Below are 19,809 nucleotides of genomic sequence, written 5' to 3'. Positions count from 1 at the left end.
CGCCGGCGCGCCGTCGACCGGACGCGACCTCAGTGCCGCGCGAGCGCGGTGGTGACGAGCGCTTCGAGGATCGGCGTGATGCGCGCGGCCTTCGCTTCGTCGTACGCGTAGGGCCGCGCCTCTTCCATGTAGGTGTCCTGCACGAGTTCGAGCTGGACCGCCTGGACGCCGGTTTCCGGCGCGCCGTAGTGGCGCGTGATGTAGCCGCCCTTGAAGCGGCCGTTCGCGACCGACGTGTAGCCGCCGTGCGCGCGGACCACCTCGGCCAGCGTCTCGGCAAGCCCTGTCACGGCGCTCGCGCCGTTCGACGTGCCGAAATTGAAGTCCGTCAGCCGGCCGTCGAAGAAGCGCGGCACGTGCGAACGGATCGAGTGCGCCTCCCACAGCAGCACCCGCCCGTGCGCGGCCTTCAGGCGCGCCAGTTCTTCGGCGAGCGCGTCGTGATAAGGCTGCCAGTACAGCGCGCGCCGACGCGCGACCTCGGCCGCATCCGGAACCGCGCCGTCCGGGTACAACGGCGTCTTGTCGAACGTGTCGACGGGCACGAGCCCCGTGGTGTCCTGGCCCGGATAGAGATTCTCGTCGTCGGGCGGCCGGTTCAGGTCGACCACGTAGCGCGCGTGCGCCGGCACCAGCACCGACGCGCCCAGCGTCTTCGCGAAGCCGTACAGCCGCTCCAGGTGCCAGTCGCAATCGTCGACGTGCCGCGCGACCGGGGTCATGGTCGCGGCGATCTCGTCGGGCACGGCCGTGCCCGCATGCGGAATCGAGATCAGCATCGGCAGGCTGCCGCGCTGCAACGAGAAAACCGGTGGATGGGATGCGGAACTCATGATCGTCAACCTCTTGAATGGAAAACCGGGGCCCCGCGGCCCCGGTTGCGACGTCAGCGCAGCAGCTCGGCGAGCGCCGCGCGATAGGCCGCGTAGGCGCGCCCCTCGTCGCGGTGGCGACGCGCGCTCACGACCTGCGCGCCGCCCGTATAGACATCGAATACCGGCGTATCGCCATGCTCGGCGAACACCACGCCCGACAGCCAGGTCTCGCGGCCATGCTCGGCGATCGCGGGATGATCGGGGTCCAGCACGAGCCAGTCGGCGCGCGCGCCGACGCGCAGCGCGCCCACCGCGCGGCCGCTCGCGAGCGCCCCGCCGTGCAACGAGGCCGCGTACAGCCGGTCGGCCACATGAGTATGCGCCGAATCGGCCAGCACGTTGCGCTCGCGCCGCGCGAGCCGCTGCCCGTACTCGAAGAGCCGCAATTCCGAACGCCAGTCGACGGCCGCATGGCTGTCCGAGCCGATGCCGATCACGCCGCCCTGCGCGAGATAGTCGACGGCCGGGAACAGGCCGTCGCCCAGGTTCGCCTCGGTGGTCGGGCACAGGCCGGCGACCGCGCCGGAGCGCGCGAGCGCGGCGGTCTCGGCCGCATCGAGATGGGTCGCGTGCACGAGGCACCAGCGCGCGTCGACGCCGAAGCGGTCGAGCAGCCACTGCACCGGCCGCGCGCCGTAGGTCGCCACGCAATCGTCGACTTCCGCGGTCTGCTCGGCGATGTGGATATGGACCGGCGCATCGCCGGGCAAGCCGTCGAGCAGCGTGCGCAGCCCCGCCTCCGACACCGCGCGCAGCGAATGCGGCGCGACGCCGTAGCGCAGGCCCGCATGCTCGGGCGCGTCGCGGCGCAGGCCGTCGAGCAGCGCGAGCAAGGCCTCGGACGTGTTGATGAAGCGGCGCTGGTCGTCGCGCGGCGGCCGCGCGCCGAACCCGCTGTAGGTGTACGCGACGGGCAGCATGGTGATGCCGATGCCCGCGTCGCCCGCGGCCCCGACCACCCGCAGCGCGAGTTCCGCGGGCCGCGCATAGCGAGCGCCGTCGGGGGCGTGGTGCACGTAGTGGAACTCGCACACCGACGTATAGCCGCACTTGAGCATCTCGACGTACAGCCAGCGCGCGATCGCCGCGAGCGCATCGGGCGTGAGCCGCAGCGCGAAGCGGTACATCAGGTCGCGCCAGCTCCAGAACGTATCGGACGGATTCGCGCGATATTCGGTCAGGCCCGCCATCGCGCGCTGGAATGCGTGCGAATGCAGGTTCGGCATGCCGGGCAGCAGCGGGCCGTGCGCGCGCGCGACGCCGGCGGGCGCCGTCGCATCGGGCCGCACCTCGCGCAGCGTGCCGGTCTCGTCCCAGCGCAGCAGGACATTGCTCCGCCAGCCCTCCGGCAGATAGGCATCGGCGGCGAACAGCATCGAATCGCTCATGATCATTCCTGTCGGGTCACGCGGCGGACCGCTGGTAGACGGTGACGCCGCCCTTCACGACGCGTTCGCACAAGGGCCGGCCGAACCAGTAGGCCAGCTCGGCGAGGCTCGCCACCGGCCACACCGCGAAGTCGGCCTGGCGGCCCGCGGCGAGTTGCCCGTGCCGCGCGCCCTGGCCCAGCGCCGCGGCCGCATGGCGCGTGACGCCCAGCAGCACCTCCGGCACCGTCATGCGGAACAGCGTGCAGGCGAGATTGAGCGTCAGCAGCAGCGAGGTCAGCGGCGAGGTGCCCGGGTTGTGGTCGGTCGCGAGCGCGATCGGCACCCGGTGCTTGCGCAACAGGTCGAGCGGCGGCAATTGCGTCTCGCGAATGAAGTAGTACGCGCCCGGCAGCAGCACCGCGACGGTGCCCGCGGCCTTCATGGCCTCGACGCCGGCCTCGTCGAGGAATTCGAGGTGATCGGCCGACAGCGCGCGGTAACGCGCGGCCAGCGCGGTGCCGCCGCCGTTCGACAGCTGCTCCGCATGCATCTTGACGGGCAGCCCGCGCCGGGCGGCCGCTTCGAAGACGCGCTCGCTCTGCGCGAGCGAGAAGCCGATCCGCTCGCAGAACACGTCGACCGCATCGACGAGCCCTTCGTCCGCGAGCGCCGGCAGCATCCGTTCGCACACCTCGTCGATATACGCGTCGGCGCGCCCCGCGTACTCGGGCGGCAGCGCATGCGCGCCGAGGAACGTGGTGTAGACGGCGACGGGAAAGCGTTCGCCCAGCTGCCGCGCGACGCGCAGCATCTTGCGCTCGCTCGCGAGGTCGAGCCCGTAGCCGGACTTGATCTCGATCGCCGTGACGCCCTCGGACAGCAGCGGTTGCAGGCGCGCGGCGGCCTGCGCGAACAGCTGCGCCTCGTCGGCCTCGCGCGTGGCGCGCACCGTCGAGACGATGCCGCCGCCGCGCCGCGCGACTTCCTCGTAGCTCGCGCCCGCGAGCCGCAGCGCGAATTCGTCGGCGCGCTGCCCGCCATAGATCAGGTGGGTATGGCAGTCGACCAGGCCGGGCGTGACCCAGGCGCCGCCGAGGTCTTCGTGCGGCCAGTGCGCATAGCCGTCGGGCAGCGCCGCGCGCGGCCCGAGCCAGGCAATCGTGCCGTCGCCCTGGACGGCGAGCGCCGCGTCGTCGATCGTGTCGTCGGGGTCGCCCTGCGGGCACAGCTTCAGGTTATGCCAGAGAATCGGTTTCATGCGGTCGTGCGGTTGCAGTTGGATTCACGCGCGTCACGCGGACCGCGAGCAGCGTGCCCTCGCCGCGGACCGCGCAGGACGCGTCCGCCGCCGGAGCGTCGATCCGCAGCGTATCGAACGGATACAGCGTGTACGACTCGGCGCCGCCGTCGAGCGCGACGGCCAGCTCGCCCGCGACGCAGAACAGCAGCACGGTGTCGGCGTCGAGCCGCTCGCGCGCCCCGCCGCACCAGATCGCCACGTCGCCGCGCGCCAGCTCGCGCCGCACCATCAGGTTGAAATCGCGGGTCGGCCCGTCGTGCAGTTCGGCCCGCAGCGCCATTTCGCCGGCGAACGCGAGCCGGTCGAGCGGCCGCGCGAGCACGTGGCGCGCGCCGCCCTCCTCCACGAGCGTCATGCCCGCGCCCGACAGCAGCACCAGCGTGCGATCCACGCCGTCGAAGCGCGAGAACGGCCCCGGCTGCGCGACGTCCGCGACGCTCACGCGCCAGCTGAACGCGTCGAAGGTTGTGGCGGCGGCCGATGCCGCGGCCGCGATCTCGCGCGTCACGCCGCCGCCGTTCTTCCACGGCGTCGCGACCAGCGCCTCCGCGCGGATCAGCGTCGTAGAGGACGTGGCAGCCATGCGCTCAGCGGCCGAGCATCGGCAGCTTGAGGCCGGCTTCGCGCGCGGTCTCCTGCGCGAGTTCATAGCCGGCGTCCGCGTGGCGCATCACGCCCGTCGCGGGATCGTTGAACAGCACGCGCTCGACGCGCCGCGCCGCGGCGTCGGTGCCATCGCAGACGATCACCACGCCCGAATGCTGCGAGAAGCCCATGCCCACCCCGCCGCCATGATGCAGCGACACCCAGGTCGCGCCGCCCGCCGTATTGAGCAGCGCATTCAGCAGCGGCCAATCGCTGACGGCGTCGGAGCCGTCCTTCATCGATTCGGTCTCGCGGTTCGGGCTCGCGACCGAGCCGGTGTCGAGGTGGTCGCGGCCGATCACGACGGGCGCCTTCAGCTCGCCCGACTTGACCATCTCGTTGAACGCGAGGCCGAGACGATAGCGGTCCTTCACGCCAACCCAGCAGATCCGCGCGGGCAGGCCCTGGAACGCAATGCGTTCGCGCGCCATGTCGAGCCAGTTGTGCAGGTGCGGATCGTCCGGGATCAGTTCCTTGACCTTCGCGTCGGTCTTGTAGATGTCTTCCGGATCCCCCGACAGCGCCACCCAGCGGAACGGCCCCTTGCCTTCGCAGAACAGCGGACGGATATAGGCCGGCACGAAGCCCGGGAAGTCGAACGCGTTCTCGACCCCCATCTCGAGCGCCATCTGGCGGATGTTGTTGCCGTAGTCGAGGGTCGCCGCGCCGCGCTGCTGCAGCGTGAGCATCGCGCGCACCTGCGCGGCCATCGAGGTCTTCGCCGCGTGGACGATGCAGCCCGGATCGACCTTCTGGCTCTCGCGCCACTGGTCGACGGTCCAGCCCTGCGGCAGATAGCCGTGCACCGGATCGTGCGCGCTCGTCTGGTCGGTCACGCAATCGGGCGTGATGCCGCGCGCGACGCATTCGGCGAACACGTCGGCCGCGTTGCCGAGCAGGCCGACCGACACCGGCTTGCCGGCGCGCTTCGCGTCCTCGACGATCGCGAGCGCTTCGTCGAGCGTGCGCGCCTTCTTGTCGACATAGCGGGTCTTCATGCGGAAATCGATGCGCGACTCGTCGCATTCGACGGCGATCATCGAGAAGCCCGCCATCGTCGCGGCGAGCGGCTGCGCGCCGCCCATTCCGCCGAGGCCGCCCGTCAGGATCCAGCGGCCGCTCGGGTCGCCGTTGAAATGCTGGTTCGCGACCGCGAAGAAGGTTTCGTACGTGCCCTGCACGATGCCCTGGCTGCCGATGTAGATCCAGCTGCCGGCCGTCATCTGGCCGTACATCATGAGGCCCTTGCGGTCCAGCTCGTTGAAGTGCTCCCAGTTGGCCCAGTGCGGCACCAGGTTCGAGTTCGCGAGCAGCACGCGCGGCGCGTCGGCATGCGTGCGGAACACGCCGACCGGCTTGCCCGACTGCACGAGCAGCGTCTCGTCGTCGTTCAGGTCCTTCAGCGACGCGAGGATCTGGTCGTAGCAATCCCAGTTGCGCGCCGCGCGGCCGATGCCGCCGTACACGACGAGCGCATGCGGATGCTCGGCGACCTCTGGATCGAGATTGTTCTGAATCATCCGGTAGGCCGCTTCCGTCAGCCAGCTCTTGCAGGTCTTGACGTTGCCGCGCGGCGCGCGGATCACGCGGGTGGGATCGAGGCGAGGATCGATGTGTTTCGGATGATTCATGACGGCTTGCTCCCGCAGGGAAAAAAAGACGGTTCTCAGAAATGTCCGGTGAAGCGATAACGGCTGCCCGGGTGCCACAGATTCACGACCGATGCCACGACGCCCTGCGACCAGGTTCGGCGATGCAGCACGAGACACGGCTCGGTGTCGCTCATCTCGAGGTGCTCGCGCATCGCCTTGTCCGGCGTCGCGGCCTCGATCCGGTACTCGACGCGCTGCAGCGGCGCGGCGCGCATCAGGTACTGGTTCGGCGTGACGTGCGTGAAATCCTGGTCCGCGTAGTCCGCCGCGACGGCCGGATTGACCCAGCGTTCCTCCAACTGCACGGGCTCGTCGTTCTCGTAGTGCAGCACCATCGAGCGGAAGATCCGCGCATGCAGCGCGACCTGCATCTCGTCGGCAAGCGCCTCGTCGGCCTTCATCGTGACGAGGTCGAGCACGCGCGCATGGTGCCGGTGCCCGCGCGCGTCGATCTCGTCGGAGATGCTGCGGATCGCGACCAGCGTCGATTCGTACTTGGGCCGCGCGACGAAGGTGCCCGCCCCCTGGATCCGGGTCAGCACCTGCTCGGCCGTCAGCTCGCGCAGTGCGCGATTGACGGTCATCCGCGCGACCTTGAACTCGCGCGCCAGCTCATTCTCGGACGGCACCTGATCGCCCTCCGCCCATTCGCCGGCGTGGATGCGTTCGAGGATGAAATCCTTGATTTCCTGATAGGCGGGCGTGTTCATCGCGTCACTGTTCCGATTCGAACGACAGCGGGCTGTGCGCGGCGAATGCGCCCGCCTGCACGAGACGCGCGATCGCGGCGATGTCCGGCGCGAAGTAGTGGTCGAGATCGTAGTGCGCGACCTCGGCGCGGATCGTCTTCATCACGCGGTCGAGCGCGGGGCTCGTCTCGCGCGGCGCGCGCAGGTCGACGCCCTGGGCGGCGGCGAGCAGCTCGATCGCCAGGATGTACTGGGTGTTGTCGGCGATGTCGGCGAGCTTGCGCGCGGCGAAGGTCGCCATCGACACGTGGTCTTCCTGGTTCGCCGAGGTCGGCAGCGAATCGACCGAGGCCGGATGCGCGAGCGTCTTGTTCTCGGACGCGAGCGCGGCCGCCGTCACGTGCGCGATCATGAACCCGGAATTCACGCCGCCATCCTTGACCAGGAACGGCGGCAGGCCCGACAGCGTCGCGTCGATCAGCAGCGCGATGCGGCGTTCCGCGAGCGCGCCGATCTCGGCCGCCGCGAGCGCGAGGTTGTCGGCCGCGAATGCGACCGGCTCCGCGTGGAAATTGCCGCCCGACAGGACTTCGCCCGTGTCCGGGAAGATCAGCGGGTTGTCCGACACCGCGTTCGCCTCGATGAGCAGCACCGACGCCGCGTGGCGCATCTGGTCGAGACACGCGCCCATCACCTGCGGCTGGCAGCGCAGGCTGTACGGATCCTGCACCTTGTCGCAATCGCGGTGCGACAGGTTGATGTCCGAACCTTCGAGCAGCGCGCGATACGCGGCCGCCGCCTCGATCTGGCCGCGATGGCCGCGCAGTTCGTGGATGCGCGCGTCGAACGGCTTCACGGAGCCCGCCGCCGCGTCGACCGACAGCGCGCCGGCCACCAGCCCGGTGCGGTACAGGTCCTCGATCGCGAACAGGTTGTTGAGCGCGAGCGCCGTGGACGCCTGCGTGCCGTTCAGGAGCGCGAGCCCTTCCTTCGCCTGCAGCGTGAGCGGTTCGAGACCCGCGACGCGCAGCCCGTCGACGGCGCTCGCGCGCTCGCCGCGGATGAACACCTCGCCGATGCCGAGCAGCACGGCCGACATGTGCGCGAGCGGCGCGAGGTCGCCCGATGCGCCGACCGAACCCTTGACCGGGATCAGCGGCAGCACGTCGGCGTTGAACAGCGTGACGAGCGCCTCCATCACGACGCGGCGGATACCCGAATGGCCGCGCCCCATGCTCGACAGCTTGAGCGCCATCAGCAGCCGCACGACGGGCAGCGCCATCGGCTCGCCCACGCCCACCGCATGCGACAGCACCAGATTGCGCTGCAGCAGCTCGAGCTGGTCGTGCGGGATGTGGGTGCTCGCGAGCCGGCCGAACCCCGTGTTGATGCCGTAGGCCGGCTCGCCCTTCGCGGCGATGGCCTCCACCGCCTGCGCACAGCGGTCGATCGCGGCGTGGCTCGCGGGATCGAGCACGATCCGCACCTGTTCGCGGGCGATCCGGCGCAGTTGCGGGAGGGTCAGGTGGCCTGGGGTCAACGTGATCATGAAAGCGTCCTGTCTATACAAGTGTTCGGGTGACTGAAGTGTAGAGTCACGAGCTTGTATAGACAACTTGTTTTTGCGCTTTCGAAGGTCGGGAATTTCCCTTAGATCGATCTCGCGCGGACAGGCGAAGGACCGGGTGGAAGCACGCCGGGGGCCCACCGGCGCGGCGTGCGCGCCACCGTCATGGAAGGGCCGGATCGGGGGAAATCAGCGCACGGGCCAAGGGCGGGCGCGCCGGCCCGCGCCGCCGCGTTACGCGCGCGGCCAGGCGACGCAGGCCGCGTAGCCGTCGGGCGCCTCGAGCCAACCGGCCTCGAAGCCGGCCACGCCGCGCGCGGGCGACGCCGGCTCGACCACGCGCACGGCGGGCCGCGTCGCGTCGTAGGTGGGATCGACGACCGAGAACGCGGTGAGGCCGCCCGCGATGCCGGTGCCGAGCGCCTTGAGCAGCGCCTCCTTCGCGGACCAGACCCGGTAGAACGCCGCCTCGCGCGCGCCTTCCGGGTGCGCCTCGACCCACGCGCCGTCGTCGGCCGCGAACACCGCGGGCCCGAGCGACGCCCAGCCGATGCCCGGGCGATGCCATTCGATATCGACGCCGACCCGCGCCGTGTCGCTCCACGCGATCAGCGCATGCCGGCCCGAATGCGAAACGTTGAAGTCGAACCCCGGCACGCGCGCGGCCAGGTCGGGCGCGAGCCCGGGCCGGCCGGCCGCATCGGTGACGAGGCGCACCTCGGCGGGCGCGATGCCGAGCCGCGCGCCGAGCAGGCCGCGCAGCGCCGTTCGGGTCGTTGCGCTGCGCACGCCGTCCTCGGCGCGCAGGAAGCGTCGGGCGCGGGCGCGCTCGTCGCCGCTCAGCACGTCGAATGCCGGCGTGTCGAGCGGCGTGTCGAACGCGAAATCGATGCGCAGCACCCGTACGGCCGCGCGCCGCGCCGCATCGGGTACGCGCACTTCGACAATCCGGCCGGCGGGCGCGCAAGCGGTCGAGAGAACGGCGTCGAGGTCGGCGGGCAGGCTCATGGGTGGCGAGGGCGTGCAATGGAAAAAGGCATCTTAGCGGATGCAGCCGCCGGACGAAGTATCGATTGCCCTAGCTCGCGCGCCGGCCTCGCTCGACGTCGCGATCCCGCCGCCTGGCGCCCCCCCTCCGTCGAGGCCGCCGCGAGCCGGCCCGCCCACCGACGCCGGCGACCTCGCCGCGCCCGCCTCCCGTCGACCCAGCGCCCCGGCCCGCACACCGGACATCCCGCGCGGGAAGCGCGTCTCGCCGCCCCCAGCGCACGTCTCGCCGGCCGTTACGCGCGCCGCCCCGCCGCGGATTCGGCCGGACGCCGCACGACCTCGCCCGGCGCCCCGGCCGGCAGCGCGCCGTCCTGCAGCCAATGCAGCGCGAGCGGCCACAGCGTCGCCGCGAAACACGAATGAAAGAATGCGAAGTGACCGATCGCCGGCACACCGATCTCCTGCGGCGCGATCCGCACATGCGTGACCTCGCTGCGTGCGTAATACGCGAGCAGGCGCTCGATCGCCGCGACCGTGCCGAACTCGTCGTCGGCCAGGCCGACCGCGAGGATCGGCGCACTCACGCGTGCAAAGCGCGCGACCAGCTCGCGGCGGGTCTCCTGCGTCTCGAACAGCGGCGCGCGCGCGTAGGTGTCCTCGAAGCGCGGCCGGCAGCGGCTCCACGACAGCGCCACGCCCTTGGGCGTGTCCTCCATCCAGCCGAGCCGCTTCGCGGGCACGTAGCCGAGCAGATGCGCGAGCGCCGGCATCGCGAGATACCACTTGAGCAGCATCCCGAACCGGTGCGTCGGCGCGGTGTCGCGCCAGTACGCATACTGCGCGCCGACGGTGAACACGCGGCGCAGCTGCGCGCTCGAGGCCGCGAGGCCGAGCGCGAAGCCGCCGATGCTGTGGCCGACGAGATCGAGCGGCCGGCCGGGAAAGCGCTGCAGCGCGAACTGCAGCACCGCCTCGCAATCGAAGCGCCCCCAGTCGAGCCAGGTCGCATGAAAGCCCGCGAGCCGCGCGGGGCGCGATTCGCCGATGCCGCGATAGTCGTAGACGAGCACGTCGCGGCCCTGGCCGAACAGATAGGCCGCGAACCGGAAGTAATAGCGGCAGCGCACCGAGGTCGCGCAGTTGATGACCGTGACCGGTCGCCGCGAAGCCGGCGCGCGATGGCGCCACATGAAGCCGCGCACCGGATAGCCGTCCGCCGCGATCGCGACGAACGGCTCGGGCGGCATGGCCTCGGGAAACGGTATCGCCATGGGTTCTCCTGATTCCGGCGGCCGCATCGGCCCCCGCGTTCTCATTCTGTCCTGTCTCGCCATTGCACTTGACGCATGACGATATCTCAACCAATCTTCGGGCTCCGTTCGCATGAGCGTCACGCATGTCAACTCCCCTCGTCCGCCTGCCGCCCCTCGATCTGCTGCGCGGCTTCGTCGCGGTGGGCCGGCGCATGAGCATCACGCTCGCCGCGCAGGACCTGTGCCTGACCCAATCGGCCGTGAGCCGCCAGGTGCACGCGCTCGAGGCGCAGCTCGGCGTCGCGCTGCTGCATCGCGGCTACCGGTCGATCGCGTTCACGCCGGAAGGCGAACGGCTGTTCCACACCGCCGACGCCGCGCTGCGCCGGCTGCAGGACACCGTGGCGATGCTGCGCGCGCCGCAGGCGCGGCAGCCCGTGACGATCACCGCCAGCATCGGCGTGACCGCGCTGTGGCTGCTGCCGAGGCTCGGCGGGTTCCAGCGGCGCCATCCCGACATCGACCTGCGCGTCGCCGCCAACGACAAGTCGCTCGACCTGCGCGCCGAAGGCATCGACCTCGGCATCCGCTATTGCACCGCGCAGCGCGCGCCGGCGGGCGCGCTGCGCCTGTTCGACGAAACCGTCGTGCCGGTCGCGCATCCGTCGGTCAGCCGCACGGCGCTGTCGAGCGCCCGTGCGCTCGGCGCGCACGTGCTGCTCGAATTCGACGGCCCGCGTCACGCGCAACTGCAATGGACCGATCATCTCGCCGCGATCGGCCTCGCGAACGCGCGGCCCAAGGGCGTGCTGCGCTTCAACCAGTACGATCAGGTGATCCAGGCCGCCGTCGCCGGCCAGGGCATCGCGCTTGGCCGGCTCGCGCTCGTCGGGCCGCTGATCGCCGACGGACGGCTCGCGGTGCTCGGTCGCAGCGCGCCCGAACTCAAGCGCGATTTCGGCTATTGGCTATACGCCGCCGAGCCGTCGCCGCGCGCCAACGTGCTCGCCGTGCGCGACTGGATCCGCGACGAGGCCCGCGCCTACGAGGCCGCGCCCACGCTCGGCTGACGCCGCCGGCGTCAGGCTACCAGTTCTGGTAGTTGCGGTGCTTTTTCCTCCCGCGTGAAATAGGTCGCGATGGAACCGCGAACTCGACCGCGCACCCTTGTCGAGCCGGCCCATCCCAGACATCCGACCGGAGGTCACGCGTGAGTCCGACTGTCCCCCTGCTTCGCATCGAAGCGCTCGCCTGCGGCTATGGCAAGCGCGAAATCCTGCATGGCATCTCCCTCGTGGTCGCGCCCGGCGCGATCGAGGGCCTGCTGGGCCGCACCTCGGCGGGCAAGACCACCCTGCTGATGACGATCGCGGGCCTCGTGAAGGCCTACGACGGCTCGATCCGTTTCGACGGCATGGAACTGGCCGGCCTGAAAAGCCACGAGATCGTCATGCGCGGCGTGGCTTACGTCCCGCAGAAACGTTCGCTGCTGCGCGCGCTGTCGGTTCGCGACGCGCTGATGGCGGGCGCCTGGCGCGACGCCGACCAGGAACGCATCCGTCACGACACCGATTGCCTGCTCGACCGCTTCGCATGCCTGCGCGCACGCGCCGCGCAATGCGTCGCGCTGCTCGACGACCACGAGCAGCAATTGCTCGCGATCGCGCGCGCACTCGTCCAGCGACCGCGCCTGATGCTGCTCGACGAACCCGCGCTCGGCCTCACCGACGCCCATGCGGAACAGATCGCCGCGCTGCTCGCCGAGCTGCGCGCCGAAGGCCTGAGCATCCTGATCGCCGAGCGCGAGCCGCGGCTCGTGCCGCGGCTCGCCACGGGCACCCACACCCTGGTCGAGGGCTGCATCGCCGGCATGCCCGCGCCGGCCCCGCGCGAGGCGCCCCGCCGCCGGGTGCGCCGCCACGTGCTGCCGCAGGAGGAAGCGCTGCCCGCAGCCACCCTCTGACACGCCGTCTCCGGCTCGCGGGGGCCATCGCGCGCGCCGCCGCCGGGCGCGTGCGCCCGCGCATCCGGCCGCCTTCCCGCCTGCTTCCCGCTCGCCGTGTTTCGCATGCGCGCCACGCATGCGAAACGCACCGAGGAATCGATTGAAACACCCCGCCGCGCCGCGTCTAATGGCGACGGCGGCTCCCCTCCGACGGGCCGCCCCCACTCGGAGACGCCTGTCATGCCCTCATCCCGGCCCCCTGTCCGCCATCGCTGGCGCCTCGTGATCGCCGGCGGCCTGGTGATGGGCGCCGCGCTCGGCATCCGCCACGTCCAGGGCCTGTTCCTGCTGCCCGTCACGCTCGAGCGCGGCTGGTCGCGCGAGGCGTTCGGGCTCGCGCTCGCCTTGCAGAACCTGCTCTGGGGCCTCGCGCAACCCTTCACGGGCATGATCGCCGATCGCTTCGGCTCGGCGCGCGTGATCGTCTCCGGCATGATCTGTTACGCGCTCGGCCTTGCACTGATGGCATACGCGAACACCCTGGGCCTGTTCACGCTGGCCAGCGGCGGGCTGATCGGCGTCGCGCTGTCCGGCTCCGCATTCGGCGCCGTCTACGGCGCGCTGAGCCGGCTCTACCCGGGCGAGGAACGCAGCTGGGCGCTCGGCGTCGCCGGCGCGGTCGGCGGCTTCGGCCAGTTCTGCATGGTGCCCGCCGCGCAGGGATTGATCAGCGGCTTCGGGTGGATGACCGCGCTGCTCGCGCTTGCGCTCGCCTGCCTGCTGCTCGCGCCGCTCGGCGGCCTGTTGAACGATGCGCCGGGCGCGGGCGCGCCGACCGCCGACAACGACCAGACGCTGCGCGCCGCCATCCGCGAAGCGCTGTCGCATCGCGGCTTCCTGCTGTTGAACCTCGGCTTCGTGGTGTGCGGCTTCCAGCTCGCCTTCATCGGCGCCCATCTTCCCGCCTACCTGTTCGACCAGGGCTTCACCGCGCGCCATGCGAGCATCGCGCTCGCGCTGATCGCGCTCGCCAACGTGGCCGGCACCTATGGATGCGGCTACCTGGGCGGCTTCCTGCGCCGCAAGTACGTGCTCTCCACGCTCTACCTGGTGCGCGCGGGCGTGATCGCGCTGTTCGTCGCGCTGCCGCTCACGCCCGCGAGCCTGTATGTCTTCGCGTGCGCGATCGGCCTGCTGTGGCTCGGCACCGTGCCGCTGACCAATGGCCTCGTCTCGCAGGTGTTCGGCGTGCGCTACATCACCACGCTGTTCGGACTCGTGTTTCTCGGCCATCAACTGGGCGGCTTCCTCGGCGTCTGGCTCGGCGGCATCGTGTTCGACGCGACCCGCTCCTACCTGCCGCTCTGGTACGGCGCGATCGGGCTCGGCCTCGTCGCCGCGCTGCTGCACCTGCCGATCGACGATGCGCGCGTGGCGCGCACACCGCGCGCCGCGCCCGCGCGCGTGCCCGCATGAAGCCGCTGCGCGCGGCCGGTCGCGCGCTCGGCATTGCGGCCGCCCTGGCGCTCGTCGCGCTGTGCTTCGCCGCGTACCTGCGGCCGGACGCGCTGCTGTCGGTCGCCACCGCCCTGAGCTTCTGCGGCTGACGCGCGCTGCGCGGCCGCCCGCCTTGATGCAGATCCGCTCCATGCCGCGCGGCCGCGCGCACGGCCGCCGCGAACGTTAGAATCTCGATTGCGCACCCTGCGCAATCATTCGTTCAAACCACATCCGGCATCCCGGGAGGGCCTTATTTCCATGAAAGCAACGACGTTCGTCGGCACCGCCATCCTTACCCTGTCCGCCCTGCACCTTGGTTCCGCCGCCGCGCAGGAACCGGCCGCCCCCGCGGCGACGGGCGAATCGGCACTCGCCGCGACCGCGCAAAACGTCGTGGACAACGTCAAGCCCCGCCACATGCGCGCGCTGATCGTCGGCATCGACGCGGCGTCGCGCACCCTCACGCTGAAAGGCGCGAAGGACTTCGTCTCGAACGTGGTGGTCGGGCCGGAAGTCCCCGGCTTCGAAAAGCTGAAGGTCGGCGACCGGGTCGACGTGTTCTCCCGCAACGCCCTGCTCGTCACGGCCGACAAGGTCGACGCGTCGGACATCCGCGAAAGCAAGGTCACGCGCTCGCTCACGCCGAAGCCGAGCGGCTTCGACACGACGCGCCAGGTCGAACTGCTCGCCACCGTGACGCGCATCGATCGCAAGGCGCGCGTCGTGACGCTGCGCGGCCCGCAAAACACCGCGTCGTACGAAGTGTCGCCGCAACTCGACCTCGGCGCGCTGAAGGTGGGCGATACGGTGCATGCGGTGTATGTGTCGGCCACCGCCGTCAACGTGACGTCGCAGCCGACCGCGCAGGACTGAACGTGGTGTCCCGCGCCTCGCGCGCGGGCCCCGGCCTGCTCAACTGAGCAGGCCGAGCATGGCGGCCCGCACGACTGCGGCCGTCTTGTTCGCGGTCTTCAACTTGACGATCGCGTTCTTCACGTGGAAGTTCACGGTATCCACCGAGATCGCGAGAATCTTCGAGATTTCGCCGGAAGTCTTGCCGTCGGCGGCCCACTTGAGCACCTCCACCTCCCGCTCGGTCAAGCCGCGCTCCGGGTCCGCCATCAGCTTCGGCAGCATCCTGCGGCCCAGCGCATGATGCGCGGTGCTGACGAGCCAGCGCATGCGCGGTTCCTTGCTCTCGAGTTCGTCGGCCGTCAACGGCGCCGAGGAACGGACCATCACCAGCATGCCCATCACGCCGTAGGCGTCGCAGTTCGATTGCGCCCAGCCGAAACGCAACCCGAACGACTGCGCCTCGATCCACAGCTGATGCGCGGGCGCGAACAGCTCGTCGCTCCAGATGATGGGCGCCTGCGAACGCCGGCCATGCGCGACGATCGGATCGATATCGAGAAAGCCCGCTTCAAGGTAGCGACGCTGCCAGGGCTCCGGGTAGTTGCTGCGCATCACGATCCGGGGACGAGACAGCGGCCAGGGCACGCGCAGCCCATACGCGCAGTACTCGAAGCCGAGGTCGGCCGCGGCGGCCTCGACCTTCGCGAATACATCGTCCTCGGACCGTGCGCGATCCAGCCCCGATAGCACGTTCTCTGCCCAGTTCATCATGTAGGCCCTCTTCGGATCTGTGTGCCGGACTTGCCGCCCCCCACGCCCCAGATGAGCGCACGAACCCGGGCCGCCCGTTTTTTTTGAGGTTATTAAACCCGTCTATTCAAATCAGGAATCATTAAACATTAAGCCCGTGACGAAATCAATTGCAACCATCCCGAATCCGTCATTGGCGCAATGAATAAGTAAAGTTCAGTCTCAACAGCGACCTCGATTATTCAACCCGCAATCCACGAATTTCACAAATAAATCAATATGATGCCGGCCGTTACGATACCGCGCACAATTCAGGGCACGCTGACATTACGCAAACGTTCTCAACATTCTTGACGAAATGAAAGAATTCAATCCTCAAGGATAAATTTATCTGCGATAGCAGATTGCCAATTTTCTTGCTTTTGAAATCAGAAAAGAATTGACGAAATTCCCTTGCTTAACAAATGAATATAATTAAATGCACAATGAAAGGCGTGGGGAGTCGAGCGTGCGCGCACGCCGGACGAGGACGGCGCGGGTCGCGCGGCGAACGGCGGGAAACGAGGCGGAAGGAATCGCGCCGGATGCAGGAAGGGCGCGGGTAAAACGGTGCGCCAAGCATCGGCGCGGCAGACACGCACAGGCGCCTGCCGCCGGAAAACGTCAGAGCCGGCCGGGCAGCTCCGCGACGCTCGCCAGTTGCGCAAGCAAGGTCAGGATCGACACGCCGACCTCGCAGCCCGACGTATCGAGCACCATCTCGGGCGCCGCCGGCGCCTCGTACGGGCCCGACACGCCCGTGAATTGCGGCAGCTTGCCGCGCTCCGCGAGCGCGTACATGCCCTTCGGATCGCGTGCTCGGCACACGGCTGCCGGCGTGGAGACGAAGGTCTCGAAGAAACCCTTGCCGATGATCGAACGCGCGAGGTCGCGCTGCGCCTGCAGCGGCGAGATGGTCGCGACGATGACGAGATAGCCTTCGTACTGGAACAGCTTCGCGATATGCGCGAAGCGGCGGATATTCTCCATGCGGTCGGCATCGGAAAAACCGAGATCGGCGCACAGGCCGGCGCGCAGGGTGTCGCCGTCCAGCACGATGGCCTTCACGCCGCGGGCCAGCAGCAGGTTCAGCAAGGCGTTCGCGGTCGTGGTCTTGCCTGCGCCGGGCAAGCCTGTCATCCATACGACCGGAGCAACGGCCTCCGGTGGATATCCACCCTTCATATCCATTTCAAATCCCTCTCAAGATCCTGATATCGAGGGGAGTCTAGCCGCTAGACGAATAAACAAAAATGCATGAATTTTTACAAAATATTCTCAAGAAATATGCTAAAGTGGAAACCGAGCACAACGCTGCATCGGTTTGGGCACAAAATGCCGCACGGGCGAACTCAACCGCGCGTGACCTGCTCCAGCGCCGCGAGCGCCCGAGCGCGCGCGGCGTCGTGCTCGACGATCGGCAGCGGATAATCCGCGCCAAGCCGCACCCCGGCCGCCGCCAACTGTTCGGGCCGCGCCCGCCAGGGCGCATGGATCACGCCGGCCGGCAGGCGCGCGAGCGCCGGCACCCAGCGCCGGACGTAGTCGCCGTCGGGATCGAACTTCTGCCCCTGCAGGACCGGATTGAAGATTCGGAAGTATGGCGCGGCGTCGGCGCCGCAGCCCGCCACCCATTGCCAGTTCGCCGCGTTGCTCGCGGGATCCGCGTCGACCAGCGTGTCCCAGAACCAGGCCTCGCCGTCACGCCAGTCGAGCAGCAGATGCTTGACGAGAAACGACGCCGCCACCATCCGCACCCGGTTGTGCATCCAGCCCGTCGCCCACAGCTCCCGCATGCCCGCATCGACCAACGGATAACCGGTCATGCCGCGCTGCCACGCCGCCAGCGCCGCCGGATCGCGGCGCCAGGGCATTGCGTCGAACTGGCGGCGGACATTACAAACCGATAAGTCCGGTAACGCATACAACATGCCGTAACAAAATTCCCGCCAGCCGAGCTCGCTCAAAAACTTGTCGAGATCCGCGAGCGCGGCGGCGCCCTGCTCGTGCGCCGCCGCCTGCGCCGCATGCCAGATCTGGCGCGCGGACAACTGGCCGAAGCGGAGATACGGCGACAGTCGGCTCGTCGCCGGCTGATCCGGCCGATCGCGGGCATCCGTGTAGCCGCGCAGGCGCCGAGCCAGGAATTCGCGCAGGACGTCCAGCGCGTCGTCCTCGCCGCAACGCCAGGCGTCGCGCAGGCCGCCCGACCAATCCGGGCGGACTGGCAACAGGCCCAGTTCAGGGAGCGCCGCGCGGCGCGCCGCGAGCGCGGGCGGCAGCGGAAGGAACCTCGGCGACTCCGGCTCCGGCAGCGGCGGCGCAACCTCGCGGCCGGCGCGCGCCGCGCGCCAGTACGCGGTAAATACCTGGTAGGGCTTGCCTGCACCGGTCAGGACCTCCCAGGGCTCGTTGAGCAGCGCCGCGTTGCCGCTCTCCGCGACGATCCCACGCGCCTTCAAGGCTGCCTTGAGGCCGCTGTCGAGCGTGCGATGCCCCAGCGCGTAGCGACGGTTCCAATACACCGCGCCCGCGCCGAGTTCGACCGCCAGCCCCTCGATGGTGGCGGCCTCGTCGCCTCGCAGCAGCACGAGTTCACCGCCGCGCGCGCGCAACGCGCGATCGAGCGACGCCAGCGCGCCATGCAGCCACCACCGCGCCGCGCCGCCGAGCGACCGGCCCGCCCCCGCCGGATCGCTGACGAACACGCACACGAGCGGACGACCGGACGCCGCCGCGCGATACAGCGCGGGCTGGTCGATCAGGCGCAGATCATCGCGAAACCAAACGATGGCGGGAGCATCAGGGTTGGACACGGCGGGACACCTCGAAGCGGACGTTCTGGCAGGGGCGGTCATTGTCGCGTGGGGAGATCGCGTTGTCGATGCAAAGGGCGGGCAGCCTCCCCGATCGTTGCGTGAGCACCCGACTCCCTCCTCGTTCCACTCCACCCGTCCGGCTGCACGGCATCCGCTCCGGGCTCGAACCAACCGTCGCCTCCGTGCCGCGTTTCAATCGCCGCGCCAGGCGAGCCGCATCGCATCGCGACGGACAGCGCCCCGTTTGGAGTCGTACACCTAACCGGGGATTTGGCGAAGCCCGGGCGCAGCACATATAAATCAGGCCATCGGGGCGCGCGCGAGGCGGCCAAACCACAACAAGGAGGGAGACCATGTCGACACCCGCACCGGCATCCGTGCCGTGGACCGACGGCAAGCGCTACTGGTGGCTGCTCGGCGCCTTGACCGTCACGCTGCCGATCGCCTCCGCGCAACTCGCGCTCGCGACCGGCTGGCATATTTTCTGGTGGTTCGGGCCGCTATTCGCGTTCGGCGTGATCCCGCTCCTCGACATCCTGATCGGCGACGACCGGGACAATCCGCCCGAGGCCATCGTGCCCGCGCTCGAGCAGCAGCGTTACTACCGCTACGTGGTGTACCTCGCGACCTTCGTCGAATACGTCGTGTTCGCGGGCGCGATGTGGGTGGTCGTCACGCAGACGCTGACCTGGTATGACTACCTCGGCTTCGCGCTGTCGCTGGGCGTGGCGACCGGCGCCTCGATCAACACCGCCCACGAGCTTGGCCACAAGACCAGCCGCTTCGAGCGCTGGCTGGCCAGGATCACGCTCGCGCCCGTCGCCTATGGTCATTTCTATGTCGAGCACAATCGCGGCCATCATGTGCGCGTCGCGACGCCCGCCGATCCGGCCAGCGCGCGCTACGGCGAATCATTCTGGGCGTTCCTGCCGCGCACCGTGACGGGCAGCATCGCCTCCGCGTGGCGGCTCGAACGCCAGCGCCTCGCGCGCGGCGGACACAGCGTCTGGTCGTGGCGCAACGAGGTACTGCAGGCGTGGGCGATGACGGCCGTGCTGTGGGGCGTCGCGATCGCGTGGTGCGGCGCGATCGTCGTGCCCTTCCTGCTGATCCAGGCGGTGTACGGCGCGTCGCTGCTCGAGGTGGTCAACTACGTCGAGCACTACGGGCTCGGCCGCAAGCAACTGCCGAACGGGCGCTACGAGCGATGCGCGCCGCAGCACTCGTGGAACAGCAACCATGTCGTGACAAACCTGTTTCTCTATCAGTTGCAGCGGCACGCGGATCACCATGCCAACCCCACCCGCTCGTATCAGGCGCTGCGTCACTTCGACGACGCACCGCAGCTGCCCGTCGGCTATGCGGCGATGATCCTGCTCGCGTATGTGCCGCCGCTGTGGTTCCGCGTGATGAACCCGCGGGTGGTCGCGCATTACGGGGATCGGTTCGCGCAGTCGAACATCAAGCCGTCGATTCGGGAGAAGGTGCTCGCGCAGGTGGCGGCGGGACGGGGTTAGGCGGGGCTAAGCGTTACGCATCGCCCGCCCTGAAAGATAAAAC

The 19,809-nt window shown here is 69.5% G+C and carries 18 protein-coding genes; 6 read left to right on the top strand and 12 right to left on the bottom strand.

The window, feature by feature from the left end:
- Positions 1-29 precede the first annotated feature (29 nt).
- From hutG to AC1RQF_RS20735, 9 genes are all read right to left on the bottom strand, one after another.
- Entirely contained in the window at positions 30-833 is an 804-nt protein-coding gene (gene hutG, locus AC1RQF_RS20775; protein WP_492872860.1) for an N-formylglutamate deformylase, read from the bottom strand.
- A 53-nt stretch (positions 834-886) separates the two neighbouring features.
- A complete protein-coding gene (locus AC1RQF_RS20770) occupies positions 887-2,269 on the bottom strand; it encodes a formimidoylglutamate deiminase (protein ID WP_492872859.1) in 1,383 nt (460 codons plus the stop codon).
- A gap of 10 nt (positions 2,270-2,279) precedes the next feature.
- Positions 2,280-3,503: an imidazolonepropionase gene (gene hutI / locus AC1RQF_RS20765; RefSeq protein ID WP_274003959.1), complete on the bottom strand. Its 1,224-nt coding sequence runs from the start codon at positions 3,501-3,503 to the stop codon at positions 2,280-2,282.
- A complete protein-coding gene (locus AC1RQF_RS20760; RefSeq protein WP_492872857.1) occupies positions 3,481-4,128 on the bottom strand; it encodes a HutD/Ves family protein in 648 nt (215 codons plus the stop codon). The genes hutI and AC1RQF_RS20760 overlap by 23 nt, the downstream gene beginning before the upstream one ends.
- Positions 4,129-4,132: 4 nt before the next feature.
- Entirely contained in the window at positions 4,133-5,821 is a 1,689-nt protein-coding gene (gene hutU, locus AC1RQF_RS20755; protein WP_274003963.1) for a urocanate hydratase, read from the bottom strand.
- Positions 5,822-5,856: 35 nt separating this feature from the next.
- Entirely contained in the window at positions 5,857-6,552 is a 696-nt protein-coding gene (hutC, locus tag AC1RQF_RS20750; protein WP_274003965.1) for a histidine utilization transcriptional repressor HutC, read from the bottom strand.
- 4 nt (positions 6,553-6,556) lie between these two features.
- Positions 6,557-8,080 (bottom strand): histidine ammonia-lyase, encoded by a 1,524-nt coding sequence (hutH, locus tag AC1RQF_RS20745; RefSeq protein ID WP_274003967.1) that lies wholly within the window; start codon positions 8,078-8,080, stop codon positions 6,557-6,559.
- Positions 8,081-8,332: 252 nt separating this feature from the next.
- A complete protein-coding gene (locus tag AC1RQF_RS20740) occupies positions 8,333-9,106 on the bottom strand; it encodes a 4'-phosphopantetheinyl transferase family protein (protein WP_492872856.1) in 774 nt (257 codons plus the stop codon).
- A 275-nt stretch (positions 9,107-9,381) separates the two neighbouring features.
- Entirely contained in the window at positions 9,382-10,359 is a 978-nt protein-coding gene (locus tag AC1RQF_RS20735) for an alpha/beta hydrolase family protein (RefSeq protein WP_274003971.1), read from the bottom strand.
- Between the two features lie 125 nt (positions 10,360-10,484).
- Between AC1RQF_RS20735 and AC1RQF_RS20730 the strand changes: the two genes are divergently transcribed.
- From AC1RQF_RS20730 to AC1RQF_RS20710, 5 genes are all read left to right on the top strand, one after another.
- The gene (locus tag AC1RQF_RS20730; RefSeq protein WP_492872855.1) at positions 10,485-11,411 is read left to right on the top strand and encodes a LysR substrate-binding domain-containing protein; all 927 of its coding nucleotides are present in this window, start codon (positions 10,485-10,487) and stop codon (positions 11,409-11,411) included.
- Positions 11,412-11,551: 140 nt separating this feature from the next.
- Entirely contained in the window at positions 11,552-12,304 is a 753-nt protein-coding gene (locus AC1RQF_RS20725; protein ID WP_274003975.1) for an ABC transporter ATP-binding protein, read from the top strand.
- A 222-nt stretch (positions 12,305-12,526) separates the two neighbouring features.
- Entirely contained in the window at positions 12,527-13,762 is a 1,236-nt protein-coding gene (locus AC1RQF_RS20720) for an MFS transporter (protein ID WP_492872853.1), read from the top strand.
- Positions 13,759-13,893 carry a hypothetical protein gene (locus AC1RQF_RS20715; protein ID WP_274003979.1) on the top strand — a complete coding sequence of 45 codons (135 nt, stop codon included), beginning with the start codon at positions 13,759-13,761 and terminating at the stop codon, positions 13,891-13,893. The genes AC1RQF_RS20720 and AC1RQF_RS20715 overlap by 4 nt, the downstream gene beginning before the upstream one ends.
- A 151-nt stretch (positions 13,894-14,044) precedes the next feature.
- A complete protein-coding gene (locus tag AC1RQF_RS20710) occupies positions 14,045-14,659 on the top strand; it encodes a hypothetical protein (protein ID WP_274003981.1) in 615 nt (204 codons plus the stop codon).
- Positions 14,660-14,698: 39 nt separating this feature from the next.
- On the opposite strand, the gene AC1RQF_RS20705 is transcribed toward AC1RQF_RS20710, so the two are convergent.
- The 3 genes from AC1RQF_RS20705 to AC1RQF_RS20695 form a co-directional block, all read right to left on the bottom strand.
- Positions 14,699-15,412 (bottom strand): autoinducer binding domain-containing protein, encoded by a 714-nt coding sequence (locus AC1RQF_RS20705; RefSeq protein WP_274003982.1) that lies wholly within the window; start codon positions 15,410-15,412, stop codon positions 14,699-14,701.
- A 642-nt stretch (positions 15,413-16,054) separates the two neighbouring features.
- Positions 16,055-16,621 (bottom strand): adenylyl-sulfate kinase, encoded by a 567-nt coding sequence (cysC, locus tag AC1RQF_RS20700; RefSeq protein WP_274003984.1) that lies wholly within the window; start codon positions 16,619-16,621, stop codon positions 16,055-16,057.
- 161 nt (positions 16,622-16,782) lie between these two features.
- Positions 16,783-18,288 (bottom strand): cryptochrome/photolyase family protein, encoded by a 1,506-nt coding sequence (locus tag AC1RQF_RS20695; protein ID WP_492872876.1) that lies wholly within the window; start codon positions 18,286-18,288, stop codon positions 16,783-16,785.
- A 314-nt stretch (positions 18,289-18,602) separates the two neighbouring features.
- Between AC1RQF_RS20695 and AC1RQF_RS20690 the strand changes: the two genes are divergently transcribed.
- Positions 18,603-19,766 (top strand): alkane 1-monooxygenase, encoded by a 1,164-nt coding sequence (locus tag AC1RQF_RS20690; RefSeq protein ID WP_492872852.1) that lies wholly within the window; start codon positions 18,603-18,605, stop codon positions 19,764-19,766.
- Positions 19,767-19,809: the final 43 nt, after the last annotated feature.

Source organism: Burkholderia sp. GW821-FHT14F03 (genome assembly GCF_058803765.1).
Note: the sequence above shows the minus strand (reverse complement) of the source record. Positions and strands in the feature narration are given on the sequence as shown.